We start from the raw sequence: 15,964 nt of genomic DNA on the forward strand, positions 1-15,964 counted from the left end.
TGCCCTTCGCGGACGGTCCTTCTCGCCACGGTACGCCGGGTCCGGGGGCGTCGGCGATGTCTGCCTGGTGCACGGCACGGCCCAGCACGGCCCAGCACGGCCCAGCACGGCGTCGCGTCGGCTTAGGCGGCGAGCGCCAGGATGAACGCGGCGCACGCGGCCAGCGCCGCACCGCCGCGCACATGGTTCCAGGCCGTCCACTCGGAGACGAACCGCCGCCAGGGCTCGGCGCTCTCCGGCGCCTCGGGGTCCAGCTTCGTCAGCGCGTCGTTGCGCGGGATGTTCGCCGCGATCGTCACCCCCAGGGAACCGATCAGGTACAGGGCGCTGCCGAGCAGCAGCTCTACGGCGCCTCGGTCCGGCCACACCGCGAAGGTGATCACGGCCAGCACCGCACACAGGGCCGCGGTCCCCATCAGTACGCCGAGGAACACCGGGTTGACGATCACGACCTTGATCCGCTGCATCGCCGCGATTCCCTGCGGGGCGGGCAGGGCGCCGAGCGCCTTCATCACGGAGGTGGAGTAGCCGAAGAAGACTCCGGCGATCAGCCCGCTGCCAAGCGCCGCGAGCAGGGTGAGCACGAAGTACGGTCCGTCGATCATGGAAGCCCCCTGGTTCCTGGCGGTGTACGGGCAAGTCAAGCGGGTGGTGCGGCCGCGGGCCATGGTTCAGCCCCGCAGGCGCATACGCGCGCGTCTCGGAGGAGGGGACCAGTAGGCCCCGCGGCGCGCGGGTGCGCGTTGCCGAGGGTGGGACGAGAATGGGCACGCCGGTCCCAGCGGTGCCATCCGCGCCGCGCCGGCCCGTCCGGCCTTCAGGAGGTATGACATGACCACTGCCGGAGACATCATGCATCGCGGCGCCCAGTGGATCCCGGAACACGAGACGCTGGACCGGGCCGCCCAGATGATGCGTGACCTCAACGTCGGCGCCCTGCCGATCAGTGATGCGAACGAACGGCTCTGCGGCATCCTCACCGACCGGGACATCGTCGTGGGATGCGTGGCGATGGGGCACGACCCCGCCCAGACCACCGCGGGCTCGATGGCACAGGGCACCCCGCGCTGGATCGAGTCCAGCGCCGATGTCGGCGAGGTGCTCGATGAGATGCAGGGCCACCAGATCCGTCGGCTTCCAGTGATCGAGAACAAGCGCCTCGTCGGGATGATCAGCGAGGCGGATCTGGCCCAGCACCTGAACGAGGAGCAGATCGCGGCGTGGGCTGAGCGCGTCTACGCGAAGCGCTGAACCCGGGATCGGCCGTGGGGGCGTGTGAGGCTACGCGCGCGTGCCGCGAGGCCGTGTGCGTAGCCCCCCGCAGGGCTCCCCCGGGGCCCCTGCCGGGTCCCTGCTGGGTCCGCGCCGGGACCATGCTCGGAACGAGCAGAAGGCTGGTGAGACCACGGTCCGAATGGCCGCTGAATGCCCGGGATCAAACGGGGCAACTGGGATGATCGCGGCATGACGCGAATCGACGGGCATCTCCTCGACCACGGGCATCTCCTCGACCCTGGGCAGTCCGAGGCCACGCGGCGCTGCGAAGCGCTTCCGGACCTCTTCGACGCCACGACGTTCCGGCATCTCGAGCGCCTCGGGGTCGGACCCGGCTGGCGGTGCTGGGAGGTCGCCGCGGGCGGCACCTCCGTCCTCACCTGGCTGGCCAAGCGGGTGGGGCCCACCGGCCGCGTACTGGCCACGGACGTCGACACCTCGTGGGTCGGCTCGGCCGCCCGGCCGCCCATCGAGGTGCTCCGCCACGACGTGGGCGCGGAGGAGCCGCCGGGCGAGGGCTTCGACCTGGTACACGCCCGTCTCGTGCTGGCCGATGTCGCCGAACGGGACCGGGCCCTGCGGTCGATGGTGAGGGCGCTGCGCCCCGGGGGGCGCATCCTCGTCGAGGAGACCGACACCGCCCTCCAGCCGCTGACCTGCCCAGACGAGCACGGCCCCGCCCAGCGGCTGGCCAACCGGCTGCGTGAGGGCCGTAGCGCGCTGCTCGCCGAGGACGGCGCGGACCTGTCGTACGGGCGCAAGCTGCCCCGGTTGCTGCGCGCGGCGGGGCTGACCCGGGTCGAGGCGGACGCCCACTTCCCGTTGGGCGCCGGGGCGTGCTCGGTGCTGGAGACCGCCGGAGTGAGCCAGGCACGCGAGCGCCTCGTGGCCGCGGGACGCGCCACAGACACCGACATCGACCGGCACTTGGAGAACGTCGCCAGCGGAGCCCTGGACCTCGCGGCGACCCCCATGGTCTCGGCGTGGGGCCGCAAACCGTAGGCAATGTCGCCCCGCTACGCGCGCGTGGGGCTCAGGGGCTCAGTCGGTCGAGGCTGGCCCGGGTGGGCGTGCCCCCACCCGCGTGACCGCCTGGGCACCGGCCTGGCAGCCGCGGGTGACAGCCTCGGTGTCCGTGGCACCCGCGAGCAGGGCGGCCAGGAAGGCGCCGGTGAACGCGTCGCCCGCCCCCGTCGTGTCCCGTGCCCGCGCGGGCACCGCGGGGACGTGGTCCGGCGCCGCGCCCGCGCGTGAGATCAGCGCGCCCGCCGCGCCCAGCTTGGCCACCACCAGAGGGAACTGCCTGCTTAGCTTCGCCACCGCGTCCGCGCTGTCCGGCAGGCCGGTGAGCGCGGCCGCCTCGTCCCGGTTGGGCAGCAGCACGTCAGCCCCGGTGGCCGCCGCCAGAAACGGGGCCACGCCCGCGTCGGCGAGAAATCCCGCCGACGCCGGGTCGACACTCACCGGCACCCCACGCGCGTGTGCCGCGTCCAAGACCAGGCGCGCCAGCGACCTGCTCGGCTCCGCGAAGAAAAGGTAGCCGGACAGGTGCACCCGGCCGACCCCGTCGAGCAGCGTGGGCGACCAGTCGGCGGGAGAGAGCCGGATTACGGCACCGCTGTCGGTCAGAAACGTACGCTCAGCGTCGGCGTCCACGAGGCAGATCACGGTGCCGGTCGGGGCCCGCGGGTCAACGACGAGGTGCGGGCGTACGCCAGCCTCGGCCAGTGCCCGCTCGTGCCAGGCCGCCGAGTCCGCGCCGATCCGCGCCAGCAGACGTACGTCCGGGCAGCCCGTGTACGCGGCCCAGGAGGCGACGTTGGCCCCGGCACCTCCGGGCAGGGTGCGGATGTCCGCGGCGGTGTCGGTGCCCGCGGTGAGCGGCGTACGGTGGCGCGCCACCACGTCGGTGACCACATCGCCGACGACCAGCAGCCCGTCGCCCAGAGTGCCGCTGCCGCCAGACGCCCCACCGCTGCCAGACGTGCTGCCAGACGCCCCGCTCATGCCGCCGACCACGCCGCCGCGATCCGCGCCGCCAGCCGCACATTGCCGCGTACGGCCGCCAGGTTCGCTTCCAGGGACGCGCCTTCGGTGTGCCGGGCCAGATGGTCGAGGAGGAACGGCGTGACGGCCTGCCCCGTGAGGCCCCGCTCGGCGCAGGCGCGCAGCGCGTCATCCAGTACGCGCGCGTGGAGCTCGGGATCGAGCTGCTCGGACATCGGGACTGGATTGGCGACGATCAGCGCCGACTGAGGCCCGCCGAGCCCGTCCTGGGCGCGCAGCACCGCCGCGACGTCCTCGGGTGAGTGCAGTGTCCAGTCCACCGGGTGCCCCGAGTCGGCGAGGTAGAAGCCCGGGAACCGGTCCGTGCCGTATCCGGCGACGGCCACGCCCAGTGTCTCCAGCCGCTGTAGCGTCGCCGGAACATCCAGGATCGACTTGACTCCCGCGCACACGACCGCCACGCCGGTACGGGCGAGCAGCCCCAGGTCGGCCGACTCGTCCTGCGTCGTGGTCCACTCCCGGTGCACTCCGCCCAGACCTCCGGTCGCGAACACCCGGATGTCCGCGCGGGCCGCGAGGAACGCCGTCGCCGAGACCGTCGTCGCGCCGCTGGCACCGGTCGCCAGCGCGAGTGCCAGATCGCGGTGGCCCAGCTTGCGCAGCCCCTCGTCGCTCGCGACCCGCTCCAGCTGCCGCTTGTCGAGCCCGACCCTGGCCTGTCCGTCGAGTACGGCGATGGTCGCCGGTACGGCGCCTTCCCGGCGTACGAGGTCCTCGAGCTCCAGCGCCACCTGGAGGTTGCGCGGGCGCGGCAGCCCCTGCGCGATGATCGTCGACTCCAGCGCCACCACCGGCCGCCGTCGCCCGACTGCCTCCTGTACCTCGTCGGACACCACCAACACCGTGTTCGCCTCCCGTCGTCGGCGCACTCGCCCCGTCCTTGTCATCCCTGGCGGGTGCGGTCCGTCGCGAAACCTCCGAGGCGAGGTGGACACGCGTCACCTCTGGGGTGCCGGTCTATTAGGGTGAGCGGCCATGACAACCGATCAGACAGCTTCCCCTGCCCCTGCCCCCGCGCTCGTCGATGTGCCCTCCTTCGCGGTGCACATTCCCGATGTCGTCCTCGAGCCGGAACCGCTGGAGGCGGGGCAGATCGTCTCCGGGAACCCTGAGGTCACCGGGAAGGTGCTGTGGGAGTCGGCGGACGGCCGTGAGCTCCGCGGAATCTGGCAGATCACGCCGGGCGTGGTGACCGACACCGAGGCGAACGAGCTGTTCGTGGTGGTGAGCGGGCGTGCCACGGTCACCGTCGAGGGCGGGGACACGCTGGAGCTGGGGCCGGGGGTCGCCGCGGTGCTGCGCGAGGGCGACCGTACGACGTGGACCGTGCACGAGACGCTGCGCAAGGCCTACCACATCAGCCAGTAGCGTCAGCCAGTAGCGCGGAGGGAGCGCAGGGCGAATACGGCGAGCGGCAGCAGCAGTACGGCCGCGGCCAGGTTCAGCCAGCCGTAGCTGGCCTGCGCGACCACCAGCCCCGCCGCGGCGCCGCCGACGCCCGCGGCGGTGTTCATCGTCAGATCCGACAGCCCCTGTGCGGCGGCCCGCGTGGCGGCCGGTACCGACTCGGTGAGCAGCGCCGAGCCGGAGACGAGGCCCGCCGACCAGCCAAGGCCGAGGACGAAGAGACCGACAGCGGTCTGTGCGTGGTTCGGGCCCGCGGTACCGGCGAGCAGCGCCGCACAGCCCAGCAGCGCGACCGCGAGCCCGATCACCGCGAGGTGGCCCAGCCGGTCGGACAGCCAGCCCATCACCGGCGAGAAGGCGTACATCCCCGCGATGTGGCCGCTGATGACCAGGCCGATCAGATCGATGCTCGCTCCGTGGTGACCGAGGTCCACCGGGGTCATCGACATGATCGAGACCATGGCGGTGTGTGAGATCGCCATGGCCGTGAGCGCGAGCCGGGCCCGTGGCGACGCGGCCACCGCGGCGATCCCCGCACGCAGGGAGCGGCCCTCCTTCGTGGACTGCTCGTCCGCCGGTGCCAGGGCACGGGCGGTCAGCAGCGGGTCCGGACGCAGCAGTACCGCGACCAGGACCGCGGCGAGTACGAAGACACCGGCCGCCCACAGGAAAGGGCCCGCGGCCTCGGGGATACCGAGCCCGGCGACGCTGCGTCCCGCGGGTGCGGCGATGTTGGGCCCGAGAACCGCACCGATGGTCGTCGCCCACACGACGTTCGAGATCGCGCGGGCGCGCCGCTGGGGAGCCGCCAGATCAGCGGCCGCGAACCGGGCCTGCAGATTCGCCGACGAGGAGGCTCCGAAGGCGGTCATACCGACCAGCAGCAGCGGGAAACTGCCGATCGTCGCGGCCACCACGACCAGCCCGGCGCCCGACGCGCCGATCAGATAGGCGAGTACGAGACCGGGGCGGCGCCCGCGTGCCGTCATCAGCGCGGCCAGCGGCACCGAGAGCAGCGCGGTCCCGGTGACGGTTGCCGTGGGGGCGAGGCCGGACAGCGCCTCGGTGCCGCTCACCTGCTGTGCCAGCACGGTGGCCAGCGCGATGCCGGTGGCGACCCCGAGCCCGCCGAGTATCTGACTGGCGATCAGTACCGCGGCGATACGTCGGCGCAGCGCGGGCAAGTGTTCGGGGCCGACGGATATGTCGGGGTTGCTCGTCCTGGTCACCACGGCAGTGTCCCAGGAGGCGCGCGGGGCCCCACAACGGGATTCACCACATACCAGGATTCACCGCGTATCGGGATGCACCGCGCTCAGAACAGCGGCTGGGGCAGCACCCCCTCCAGCGCGAGCAGCCGCCGCTTGGTCTCCAGGCCGCCACCGAAGCCCCCGAGGCCGCCGTCGCTCTCCACCACCCGGTGGCACGGCACGACGATCGGCAGCGGATTGGCTCCCATCGCCGTGCCCACCGCCTGCGCCGCACCTGGCTGGCCCACCCGCTCGGCCAGGTCGCCATAGCCGACCACGGCGCCGTACGGCACGCCCTGTGCCAGCTCGCGCAGCACCTGGCGGTGGAAGCCGGAGACCAGCGTCCAGTCCAGGTCGAGTGTGAAGTCGTGCAGCTCGCCCGCGAAGTACGCCGCGAGCTGGCGTATGGGCTCGGCGAGCCGAGCGGAGCCGGGCGCCTCGACGGGGTCGGCGCCCAGCGCGGCCGCGAGTCGCCCCAGGGCCTTGTCGCGTACCAGGCCGTCGGCGTGGAAGACGACATGGATCAGGCCGCCGGCGGTCGCGGCCAGCAGCAGCGGACCGATGCCGCTGCCGACGACGGTCCACTCGGCGTACCGCTCCCCGGCCCGGTCGGTGGTCTGCGCGTGGGTGTTCACGCAGACCACGTTACGACCGGGCACTGACAACGCGGCCGTGGGCGGTCAGTCGCCCAGCGCGTCCCGTACGACATCAGGCTTGTTGGTGATGATGCCGTCCACTCCGAAGCCCGCCGCCCGGCGCGCGTTCGCGGCGTCGTCGATGGTCCAGGTGAAGACCTCCAGCGGCTTGCCTAGCGGGCCCTTCAGCGCCTGGACCGCGGCGACGTAGTCGGCGGAGATCGTGGTGTGCCGTGAGTTGATCTGGTGCGCGAACTTCGCGTACTCCGGCAGATCGGCTACCGGGGGCGTGCCCAGAAAGCCGGTCTTGACGTCGGGCCGCTGTGCGTGCACCTTCTTCACGCTGTCCGCGCTGAAACTCTGCACCACCAGCTTGCTCTTGACGTGGTGCCAGTCCAGCCAGCCGGTCTTGCGCAGCACGGCGAGGACGTTCTTCTCGATACCGGGGTAGAGCGCCGGCTGCTTGATCTCCAGGACGAGCTTCTGGTGGTTGTAGCGGACACGGTGCAGGTACTGCTTGAGCGTCGGCACGCGCGCGCCCGCGTACCTGGTGTCGAACCAGCTGCCCGCGTCCAGTCTGGCGATCTCGGCGTAGGTGAAGTCCGCGACTCTCCACGGGGCGCGGTCGGGGAAGACCTCTTCGACGTTCGTGGTCCGGGCCAGCGTCGCGTCGTGCATCATGACCAGCTTGCCGTCCAGGGTGCGCTGGACATCGGTCTCGGCCCAGCGGAAACCCATGTCCGCGGCCTTGTCCAGGGATTCGATGGTGTTCTCGGGCGCGTAGGCGGACGCGCCGCGGTGTGCGACGACGAGTGGTGTGTCGGGCGTGGCGGGGTTGGCCTGAGCCGTGGAGACGGGGATGACGAGTGCGCCGACTCCCAGAAGCACTGCGGTGGTCGCTGTGGCGGGGCGTACGTACACCTGAGCTCCTCGCGTTGAGTGATCGCGTACTGATCGAGAGTGACATCCGTGAGCCAACGGAGCGCAGGGGAAAGATGGCCACAGATTGAACGCGTCGGCCCCAGCCGGAAGGCTGGGGCCCGTGACGTAATACTCTGTGCGGAAAAATCGCTTGTACGTTCCCTGGTGTGCTCCAATCACTGCTTATTCAGGGGCGCTTCGACGTACGCCAACCGGGTGCACAGGGCAGCCCGGGCACACCACGGCGGAAGGGCTGCCGCGCATGCAGGGCACGGTCGACGGATTCAGCTATGGGCTGGTGACGCCCGTGGTGGCGTACCTCATGGCGTGCCTGGGCGGCGCACTCGGTCTGCGCTGCACCGCCAGGGCGCTCATCGTCTCGAACTCCTGGCGGCCCGGCTGGCTCGCGCTCGGCTCGGCCGCGATCGGCTCCGGCATCTGGACCATGCACTTCGTGGCGATGATGGGCTTCACGGTGAAAGAGGTCCCGATCCACTACGACGTACCCATCACCTTCGCGAGCCTCGGGGTCGCGATCGTGATGGTCGGCATCGGGATCTTCATCGTCGGCTATCGGGGTACGACGGTGATGGCGCTGTTCACCGGGGGCACGATCACCGGGCTCGGGGTTGCCTCGATGCACTATCTGGGAATGGCCGGAATGCGGCTGCGCGGCTCCCTCGAGTACGACACGCTCACGGTCGCCGCGTCCGTGGTGATCGCCATGGTGGCCGCCACCGCGGCTCTGTGGGCGGCCGTCCAGGTCCGGGGCTTCGTGTGGACCATGGGCGCGAGTCTTGTCATGGGGCTCGCGGTCAGCGGTATGCACTACATGGGTATGGCGGCGCTCAGCGTCCATCTCCACGGGTCCGCGGGCTCCCCGGCCGGACGCTCACCGGCCGAGCTGCTCGCGCCCATGATGATCGGCCCGCTCGGTTTCCTGGTCCTGGCCGGAGCCATTGTGCTGTTCGACCCGATGATGATCATGGGCAGGCCGGACTGGGAGCGCGCCGTCCGGGCCACCGGGCGCGGCCCGGCGCGCACCCCACAACGGGAACCCGGGTGGCACCGGGACTGGTGACCCGTCCGATCCGCCCGCCGCGGGAGCGTGCCCCACGGGCCGATCGCGACCCCGGTTGTCAGTGGGGAGTCGTACGGTGGGTTCCATGCGGCCCGTATCCAAGATCGAACGCACCGTGGCGCCTTTCGAGGTCGTCAGCCCGTACCAGCCAAGCGGCGACCAGCCGGCGGCCATCGCCGAGCTGGAGCGACGCATCCGCGCAGGTGAGAAGGACGTCGTCCTGCTCGGCGCGACCGGCACCGGGAAGTCCGCCACCACCGCGTGGATGATCGAGAAGCTGCAGCGCCCCACCCTGGTGATGGCGCCCAACAAGACCCTCGCCGCCCAGCTGGCCAACGAGTTCCGCGAGCTCCTGCCGAACAACGCCGTCGAGTACTTCGTCTCGTACTACGACTACTACCAGCCCGAGGCGTACGTCCCGCAGTCGGACACCTACATCGAGAAGGACTCCTCGATCAACGAGGAGGTGGAGCGGCTGCGCCACTCCGCGACGAACTCCCTGCTGACCCGCCGCGACGTCGTCGTGGTCGCCTCGGTCTCCTGCATCTATGGCCTCGGCACCCCGCAGGAGTACGTCGACCGCATGGTGCAGCTCAAGGTCGGCGACGAGATCGACCGGGACCAGTTGCTGCGCCGCTTTGTCGACATCCAGTACACCCGCAACGACCTGGCCTTCACTCGCGGCACCTTCCGGGTGCGCGGCGACACCATCGAGATCTTCCCGGTGTACGAGGAACTCGCGGTCCGCATCGAGATGTTCGGCGACGAGATCGAGGCACTGTCCACACTCCACCCGCTCACCGGCGAGGTCATCAGCGACGACGAGCATCTGTACGTCTTCCCCGCCTCGCACTACGTCGCGGGCCCCGAGCGCCTGGACAAGGCCGCAACCGGCATCGAGAAGGAGCTCGAACAGCGCCTCGCCGAGCTGGAGACGCAGGGCAAGATGCTGGAAGCCCAGCGGCTGCGCATGCGCACCACCTACGACCTGGAGATGCTCCGCCAGATCGGCTCCTGCTCCGGTGTCGAGAACTACTCGATGCACTTCGACGACCGGGAGCCGGGATCGCCGCCGCACACCCTGCTCGACTACTTCCCGGAGGACTTCCTGCTCGTCCTCGACGAGTCCCATGTCACCGTGCCGCAGATCGGCGCCATGTACGAGGGCGACGCCTCCCGCAAGCGCACACTGGTCGACCACGGCTTCAGGCTGCCCTCCGCGCTCGACAACCGTCCCCTGAAGTGGGAGGAGTTCCAGCAGCGCGTCGGGCAGACGGTCTACCTCTCGGCCACCCCGGGCAAGTACGAACTCTCGCGCGGCGACGGCCAGGTCGAGCAGATCATCCGACCTACGGGCCTGGTCGACCCCGAGGTCGTCGTCAAACCCACCGAGGGGCAGATCGACGACCTGGTGCACGAAATCCGGCAGCGCACCGAGAAGGACGAGCGTGTCCTGGTCACCACGCTCACCAAGAAGATGGCCGAGGACCTCACCGACTACTTCCTGGAACTGGGCATTCAGGTGCGCTATCTGCACAGCGATGTCGACACGCTGCGCCGCATCGAGCTGCTGCGCGAGCTGCGCGCCGGTGAGTTCGACGTCCTGGTCGGCATCAACCTCCTCCGTGAGGGCCTCGACCTGCCCGAGGTGTCCCTGGTCGCCATCCTGGACGCCGACAAGGAGGGCTTCCTGCGCTCCGGCACGTCGCTGATCCAGACCATCGGCCGCGCGGCGCGCAATGTCTCGGGCCAGGTCCATATGTACGCGGACAAGATCACCCCAGCGATGGAGAAGGCCATCGACGAGACGAACAGGCGCCGGGAGAAGCAGGTCGCGTACAACAAGGAGAGGGGCATCGACCCGCAGCCTCTCCGGAAGAAGATCAACGACATCGTGGCGACCATCGCGCGCGAGGACGTCGACACCGAGCAGCTGCTGGGCAGCGGGTACCGCAAGAGCAAGGACGCCAAGGGGGCGAAGGCGCCGGTGCCCGCGCTCGGTGGTGACCTCGGCAAGGCGGCTGCCACATCCGGGAAGGGCAAGGCGGCGAAGGCCACCCCGACCGACCGTCCCGCGGCGGAACTGGCCGGGCAGATCGAAGAGCTGACCGAGCGGATGCGGGCCGCCGCGGCCGATCTGCAGTTCGAGGTCGCGGCCCGGCTGCGGGATGAGGTTTCGGAGATGAAGAAGGAACTGCGTCAGATGAAGGAGGCCGGGCTCGCCTGACCTCTGTCCCGTGCCGCTGGCCCCGTGCCGAACGGTGTGTTGCAAGACCGACACAAAATCGCGGGCCGGGGTACGGCACAGACAGGGGCACTGCGTAGGGTGACCGCAACCGCACACAAAGGCGGTTGTTGGGGATTGTTCGAGAGGGGACAGCGCGTGACGGTCAACATGACCAAGGGTCAGGCCATCAGCCTGGAGAAGAACGACGGAGCCACGCTGACCGCGGTGCGCATGGGCCTCGGCTGGCAGGCGGCGCCGCGTCGTGGCCTGTTCGGCAAGCGGACCCGGGAGATCGACCTCGACGCCTCGGCCGTGCTCTTCGCCGACAAGCAGCCGGTGGACGTGGTGTTCTTCCGCCACCTCGTCAGCGACGACGGCTCGGTCCGCCACACCGGTGACAACCTGGTCGGCGGCGCGGGCCAGGGCGGCGACGACGAGTCGGTCCTCGTCGACCTGCAGCGGGTACCGGTCCACATCGACCAGATCGTCTTCACGGTGAACTCCTTCACCGGCCAGACGTTCGAGGAAGTGCAGAATGCCTTCTGCCGTCTGGTCGACGAGACCAACGGCCAGGAGATGGCCCGCTACACCCTGGACGGCGGCGGTCAGTACACCGCACAGATCATGGCCAAGGTGCACCGTTCGGGCGCTGGCTGGCAGATGACGGCCCTCGGCACCCCGGCCAACGGCCGGACGTTCCAGGACCTGATGCCGACCATCCTGCCGCACCTCTGAAAAGCGGCGTACGCAGCTCCCGGAAGCCATGGCTACCGGGAGCTGCGCCGCACTACCGGGAATGACGCAACGAGGGGGACGAAGGCGATGACGGCCGAGCTGGTCAGGGGGCAGAACCACGCCCTGCCACAGACTCGCCTGGAGATCCGGGTGTCGGCGGGAAAGCCGGTGGTCGCGGGGGCGACGCTCAGCGACCAGCAGGGCCAGGTGCGCGGCACCGAGTGGGTCGCCCACCCCGGCTCACCGCAGCTCCCCGGACTCGAGGTCTCCCAGCAGGCGGCCGCCGACCATCGGCTCGCCGTGGACCTGGACGCGCTGCCGACCGCGGTGGACCGCGTCAACGTACTGCTCGCGCTGCCCACCGGCGTCGGCGGACCGGCCCGCTTCGGGGCGATAGCCGCTCCCTTCATCGCTGTCACTGGTCTGGACGGCACCGAGGTCGCCAGTTACACCATCACCGACCTGGACGCCGAGTCCGCCGTCGTGGCCCTTGAGCTGTACCGCCGACAGGGCGCCTGGAAGGTGCGAGCCGTCGGTCAGGGCTACGCGGGCGGGCTGGCCGACATGCTGAGCGACCAGGGGCTGCCGGGGGCGCGTGAGATCGCCTCGCAGATCCTGGACGCGGTGGCGCGCGGGCTGGCCCGCTCGGTGTCCGCGCCGCCCCCGCGAACGGCGGACGGCGACCGCGTGCGGCGTACAGCCCCGGCGGCTGGGTCCTCGTCCGCCGCTGGCGGCGCAGCGTCGCGGCCCGCGCCTGACCACCAGGCGCAACCGCAACCGCAACCTCAACCGCAGTCCGGCCCGCCGCAGCAGCCCGCGTCCGCCGCGTCAGATAGCCCCGTCAACTACACCCACCCGAAGCGTCGGCCCACCGCACCACCCGAGCCCCCGCCCAGCGCGCCCCCGACGCAGCCGGACCAGCCCGTCGCGGGCGACGCGACCGGCTGGGACATGGAAGAGCGGCTCTACAACCAGATCTGGGGCATGTTCGAGGACCTGGCCCGGGCTGTGGCGGCCTACCGCAGCGCGGTCGACTTCGCCGAGTCCCGCAGGGACCGGGAGCTCGACCAGGCCCTGTCCGACCCGCGCAGCCGGATCGGCGGTGCGGGCGACGCCGTCCGGGAGACGGCCCGCGCCAAGCACGCCCAGCTGGTCGACCAGGCCCGGCAGGTGCTCGACCGCGACCTGGCGCAGCTCAAGGCCGAGGCCGATGTCGTCGAGCCCGCGCTGCCCCCGGCCTACGCCGCCTGGGACAACCCGACCTGGCACGCCTACCGCGTCCCGTTCGAGGTCCCGATGGCCCTGCGCCTCGGCGATCTCCAGCTGCCCGAGAGCCCCGAACTCCAGATACCGCTGCTGGTCCGGCTGCCGCTGGAGCGCGGGCTGTGGATCGACAGCGGCCGCTCCCGGACGGATGCGGTCGCCGACTCCGGCGAACTGCGCCGCCTCGCGATGCAGACAGCGGTAGCGCATGCCGCCCGGCTGCTCGCCGTGTATCCCGTCGGCGGGTTCACCGTGCACGTCGTCGACCCGGCGGGTTCGGCCGCGCCCTCCCTGGCCCCGCTGGTGAACGCGGGCGTGCTCGCCGGGCCGCCCGCCGTCGGCGCGGCCGGCGTCATGGAGGTACTGGCGCGGCTCACCCAGCGGGTCGACCTGGTGCAGATGGCGGTCCGCGGGGGAGCGGCTGACTCGTTGCCGCCCGGCCTGGACACCGCGGAGCAACTGCTGATCGTCAACGACTTCCCGCACGGCTTCGACGACCGCGCCGTGACCCAGCTGCGCTACCTCGCCGACGAGGGTCCGGCCGTCGGTGTGCACCTGATGATGGTCGCGGACCGCGAGGACGCCTCCCAGTTCGGGCCGGTGCTCGACCCGCTGTGGCGCTCGCTGCTGCGGCTCACACCCGTTCCCGACGACCACCTGGCCGACCCCTGGATCGGCCATGCCTGGACCTATCAGCCCGCGCTCATCCCGCCCGGCAGCCAGATCCTCCAGCAGGTGCTCGACCAGGTGGTGGCAGCGCGCCGCGCCTGGCTCCGCTGAGTCCCGGGCTATTGGTCAATTCTTTACTTGCGTTTGGTGTTTCCTGTACTGTTCTGCGTGCGGAGGGGAGTACTCCCTACTGCGATGTTCCCGTCAGTACGGACCCCTCAGGGTCCCGGGACGTCGGCCCGGGACCCGGGTGGAAGAGACCTCCGGCAGCGCGACGCCGCTGATCGATGTGCCGTTACGTACTGCCGGAGGCGCAGTGAATGTTTCCCTGACCCTGTGGGTCCTGACGATCGTGGGCCTGATCGCCCTGATCGCCGTTGACTTCGTCATCGGGCGCAAGCCCCATGAGGTGTCCATCAAAGAAGCCGGAATCTGGACCGTCGTCTGGATCATTCTGGCGGCCCTGTTCGGGCTCGGCCTGTTCTTCTTCGGGGGCGCTGCGCCCGCCGGAGAGTTCTTCGCCGGGTACATCACCGAGAAGTCGCTGAGCGTCGACAACCTCTTCGTCTTCGTTCTGATCATGGCGAAGTTCTCGGTGCCGCCCCAGTACCAGCAGCGGGTCCTGCTGATCGGGGTCCTGATAGCCCTCGTACTCCGTGCGATCTTCATCGCCGCCGGAGCGGCGATCATCGCCAACTTCTCGTGGATCTTCTACCTCTTCGGGGCCTTCCTGATCTGGACCGCCTGGAAGCTGATCAAGGAAGCCAGAGGCGAGCAGAACGACGAGGAGTACGAGGAGAACCGCGCGCTGAAGGCGGTGGAGCGGCGCTTCGGCGTGGCCGACCGCTACCACGGCACCAAGCTGTGGATCGAGGAGAACGGCCGACGGGTCATGACCCCGATGCTGGTCGTCATGCTCGCGATCGGCACCACCGACGTGCTCTTCGCGCTCGACTCCATCCCGGCGATCTTCGGCCTGACTCAGGACCCGTACATCGTCTTCACCGCCAACGCCTTCGCCCTGATGGGGCTGCGGCAGCTGTACTTCCTGATCGGCGGACTGCTCAAGAAGCTGGTTCACCTGAGCTACGGCCTGTCGGTCATCCTCGGCTTCATCGGCGTCAAGCTGGTGCTGCACGCCCTGCACGAGTCCGGTGTGCACGTGCCGGAGATCTCCATCCCGGTCTCGCTGGGCGTCATCTGCGCGGTGCTGGTCGTCACGACCATCACCAGCCTGGTGGCCGCCAGGAAGCAGTCAGAGGTCGAGGCGGCCGAGGCGACTGAAGCCGCCGAGGTGTCCGGGACGACGGAGGCAGACGAGCGGGAGGCCGAGCACCGCCCGGTGTAGAGCGGCGGCCCGCAGGACCCCGCGCGTGCGCTCAGTACCGTACGGTGATGCGCCGCGCGGGGCCGTCCACCCGCACCACACCGCCGTACGGGATCACCGCCTGGGGGTCTGTGTGCCCCAGGTCGACATCGAAGACGGCCAGGGTTTCTGGGGCGTAGGTCGCCAGCGCGCGCAGTACGGCTTCGCGCTGTACGCGCGCGTAGTGGGCTTTCGCCGTGGCGTCGTGGGGCTTGTCGAACGACCAGGCCTTGGCCCGGCCAAAGAGCAGGGCGGGGAAGCGCCGCAGCAGTCCGCGCTCGCCCATGTTGCGCAGGATCCTGAAGACCTCGTCGCCGGTGGGCAGTTCCTCGGAGGTCTCCAGGAACAGCACACATCCGTCGTACGCGGACAGGTCACGCTGGATCTCCCGGTCCGCCATCAGCATCCAGGAAAGGATCTCCAGGTTCCCGCCCCACGAGCGGCCCTCCACCACCCGGTCGGGCTGGTGCCAGATCCAGCCGCCGCCCGGCTCGGTTTCCGGCACCTGCTCGAAGGTCGCGGGATCCTCCCAGGGACGGTTGACGTCGCCGTAACGCGGGGCCGGGCGCAGTTCGTAGGACCCGGAGCTGAAGAGCGCGGCCCGCAGCGACTCCTCGGTCAGCGGGTCCATCGCGCCGGGCCTGCCCAGCTCGACCATCACGCTGGCCCCGTGGAAGCCGACGATGCCGGTGTTCCGCAGGTACATCAGCAGGTTGGTGTTGTCGCTGTATCCGAAGAACGGCTTGGGGTTGGCCCGTAGCAACTCCCGGTCGAGCAGTGGCAGGACCGTGATCTGGTCGTCGCCGCCGATGCTGGAGATCACCGCCTTGATCTCCGGGTCGGCGAACGCCGCGTGGATGTCGTCGGCCCGCTCCTGCGCGGTCGACCCCATCTTCCGGGTCGTCGGGTACTCGACCGGCCGCAGCCCGAAGTCCTCACGGAGCCGGGTGAGCCCGAGCTCGTACGGAAGCGGAAAGAGCCCGGGCAGTCCACTGGAAGGGGAGATGACGGCGACCCGGTCACCGGGAGACGGCTTGGGCGGGTACACGGGTATCGGCATGGTCATTA

At 70.4% G+C, this 15,964-nt stretch carries 15 protein-coding genes; 8 read left to right on the plus strand and 7 right to left on the minus strand.

The window, feature by feature from the left end; translation table 11 throughout:
* Positions 1-122 precede the first annotated feature (122 nt).
* A complete protein-coding gene (locus GCN81_RS10745) occupies positions 123-605 on the minus strand; it encodes an anthrone oxygenase family protein (RefSeq protein WP_156724098.1) in 483 nt (160 codons plus the stop codon).
* Positions 606-831: 226 nt separating this feature from the next.
* Here GCN81_RS10745 and GCN81_RS10750 point away from each other — a divergent pair, with 226 nt between their 5' ends.
* Positions 832-1,251 carry a CBS domain-containing protein gene (locus tag GCN81_RS10750; protein WP_156724100.1) on the plus strand — a complete coding sequence of 140 codons (420 nt, stop codon included), beginning with the start codon at positions 832-834 and terminating at the stop codon, positions 1,249-1,251.
* 213 nt (positions 1,252-1,464) lie between these two features.
* Positions 1,465-2,277 carry a methyltransferase domain-containing protein gene (locus GCN81_RS10755; RefSeq protein WP_156724103.1) on the plus strand — a complete coding sequence of 271 codons (813 nt, stop codon included), beginning with the start codon at positions 1,465-1,467 and terminating at the stop codon, positions 2,275-2,277.
* A gap of 39 nt (positions 2,278-2,316) precedes the next feature.
* Here GCN81_RS10755 and GCN81_RS10760 read toward each other — a convergent pair whose 3' ends face one another.
* Both GCN81_RS10760 and GCN81_RS10765 read right to left on the minus strand, forming a co-directional pair.
* Positions 2,317-3,282 (minus strand): carbohydrate kinase family protein, encoded by a 966-nt coding sequence (locus tag GCN81_RS10760; RefSeq protein ID WP_156724104.1) that lies wholly within the window; start codon positions 3,280-3,282, stop codon positions 2,317-2,319.
* The gene (locus GCN81_RS10765; protein WP_231626650.1) at positions 3,279-4,184 is read right to left on the minus strand and encodes a pseudouridine-5'-phosphate glycosidase; all 906 of its coding nucleotides are present in this window, start codon (positions 4,182-4,184) and stop codon (positions 3,279-3,281) included. Before GCN81_RS10765 ends, GCN81_RS10760 begins: the two co-directional genes overlap by 4 nt.
* A gap of 133 nt (positions 4,185-4,317) precedes the next feature.
* Here GCN81_RS10765 and GCN81_RS10770 point away from each other — a divergent pair, with 133 nt between their 5' ends.
* Entirely contained in the window at positions 4,318-4,710 is a 393-nt protein-coding gene (locus GCN81_RS10770) for a cupin domain-containing protein (protein ID WP_156724108.1), read from the plus strand.
* Positions 4,711-4,712: 2 nt separating this feature from the next.
* Here GCN81_RS10770 and GCN81_RS10775 read toward each other — a convergent pair whose 3' ends face one another.
* The 3 genes from GCN81_RS10775 to GCN81_RS10785 all read right to left on the minus strand — a co-directional run bounded on the left by GCN81_RS10775 (position 4,713) and on the right by GCN81_RS10785 (position 7,555).
* Positions 4,713-5,978: an MFS transporter gene (locus tag GCN81_RS10775; RefSeq protein ID WP_231626614.1), complete on the minus strand. Its 1,266-nt coding sequence runs from the start codon at positions 5,976-5,978 to the stop codon at positions 4,713-4,715.
* An 86-nt stretch (positions 5,979-6,064) separates the two neighbouring features.
* On the minus strand, positions 6,065-6,634 hold the full coding sequence (locus tag GCN81_RS10780) for a methylated-DNA--[protein]-cysteine S-methyltransferase (RefSeq protein ID WP_156724112.1): 570 nt from the start codon (positions 6,632-6,634) through the stop codon (positions 6,065-6,067).
* Positions 6,635-6,679: 45 nt separating this feature from the next.
* Positions 6,680-7,555: a glycerophosphodiester phosphodiesterase gene (locus tag GCN81_RS10785; protein WP_156724114.1), complete on the minus strand. Its 876-nt coding sequence runs from the start codon at positions 7,553-7,555 to the stop codon at positions 6,680-6,682.
* A gap of 262 nt (positions 7,556-7,817) precedes the next feature.
* Between GCN81_RS10785 and GCN81_RS10790 the strand changes: the two genes are divergently transcribed.
* From GCN81_RS10790 to GCN81_RS10810, 5 genes are all read left to right on the plus strand, one after another.
* A complete protein-coding gene (locus GCN81_RS10790; RefSeq protein ID WP_156724116.1) occupies positions 7,818-8,636 on the plus strand; it encodes an MHYT domain-containing protein in 819 nt (272 codons plus the stop codon).
* An 85-nt stretch (positions 8,637-8,721) separates the two neighbouring features.
* Complete coding sequence (gene uvrB / locus GCN81_RS10795; protein WP_156724118.1) at positions 8,722-10,863, plus strand: excinuclease ABC subunit UvrB; 2,142 nt, start codon at positions 8,722-8,724, stop codon at positions 10,861-10,863.
* Between the two features lie 156 nt (positions 10,864-11,019).
* On the plus strand, positions 11,020-11,598 hold the full coding sequence (locus GCN81_RS10800; protein ID WP_156724120.1) for a TerD family protein: 579 nt from the start codon (positions 11,020-11,022) through the stop codon (positions 11,596-11,598).
* Between the two features lie 87 nt (positions 11,599-11,685).
* A complete protein-coding gene (locus tag GCN81_RS10805; RefSeq protein ID WP_156724122.1) occupies positions 11,686-13,641 on the plus strand; it encodes a TerD family protein in 1,956 nt (651 codons plus the stop codon).
* A 205-nt stretch (positions 13,642-13,846) separates the two neighbouring features.
* Entirely contained in the window at positions 13,847-14,878 is a 1,032-nt protein-coding gene (locus tag GCN81_RS10810) for a TerC family protein (protein WP_156724124.1), read from the plus strand.
* Positions 14,879-14,909: 31 nt separating this feature from the next.
* Here GCN81_RS10810 and GCN81_RS10815 read toward each other — a convergent pair whose 3' ends face one another.
* Entirely contained in the window at positions 14,910-15,956 is a 1,047-nt protein-coding gene (locus GCN81_RS10815) for a S66 family peptidase (protein ID WP_156724126.1), read from the minus strand.
* Between the last annotated feature and the right edge of the window lie 8 nt (positions 15,957-15,964).

This window comes from Streptomyces apocyni, assembly GCF_009739465.1.
Lineage (GTDB): Bacteria > Actinomycetota > Actinomycetes > Streptomycetales > Streptomycetaceae > Streptomyces > Streptomyces apocyni.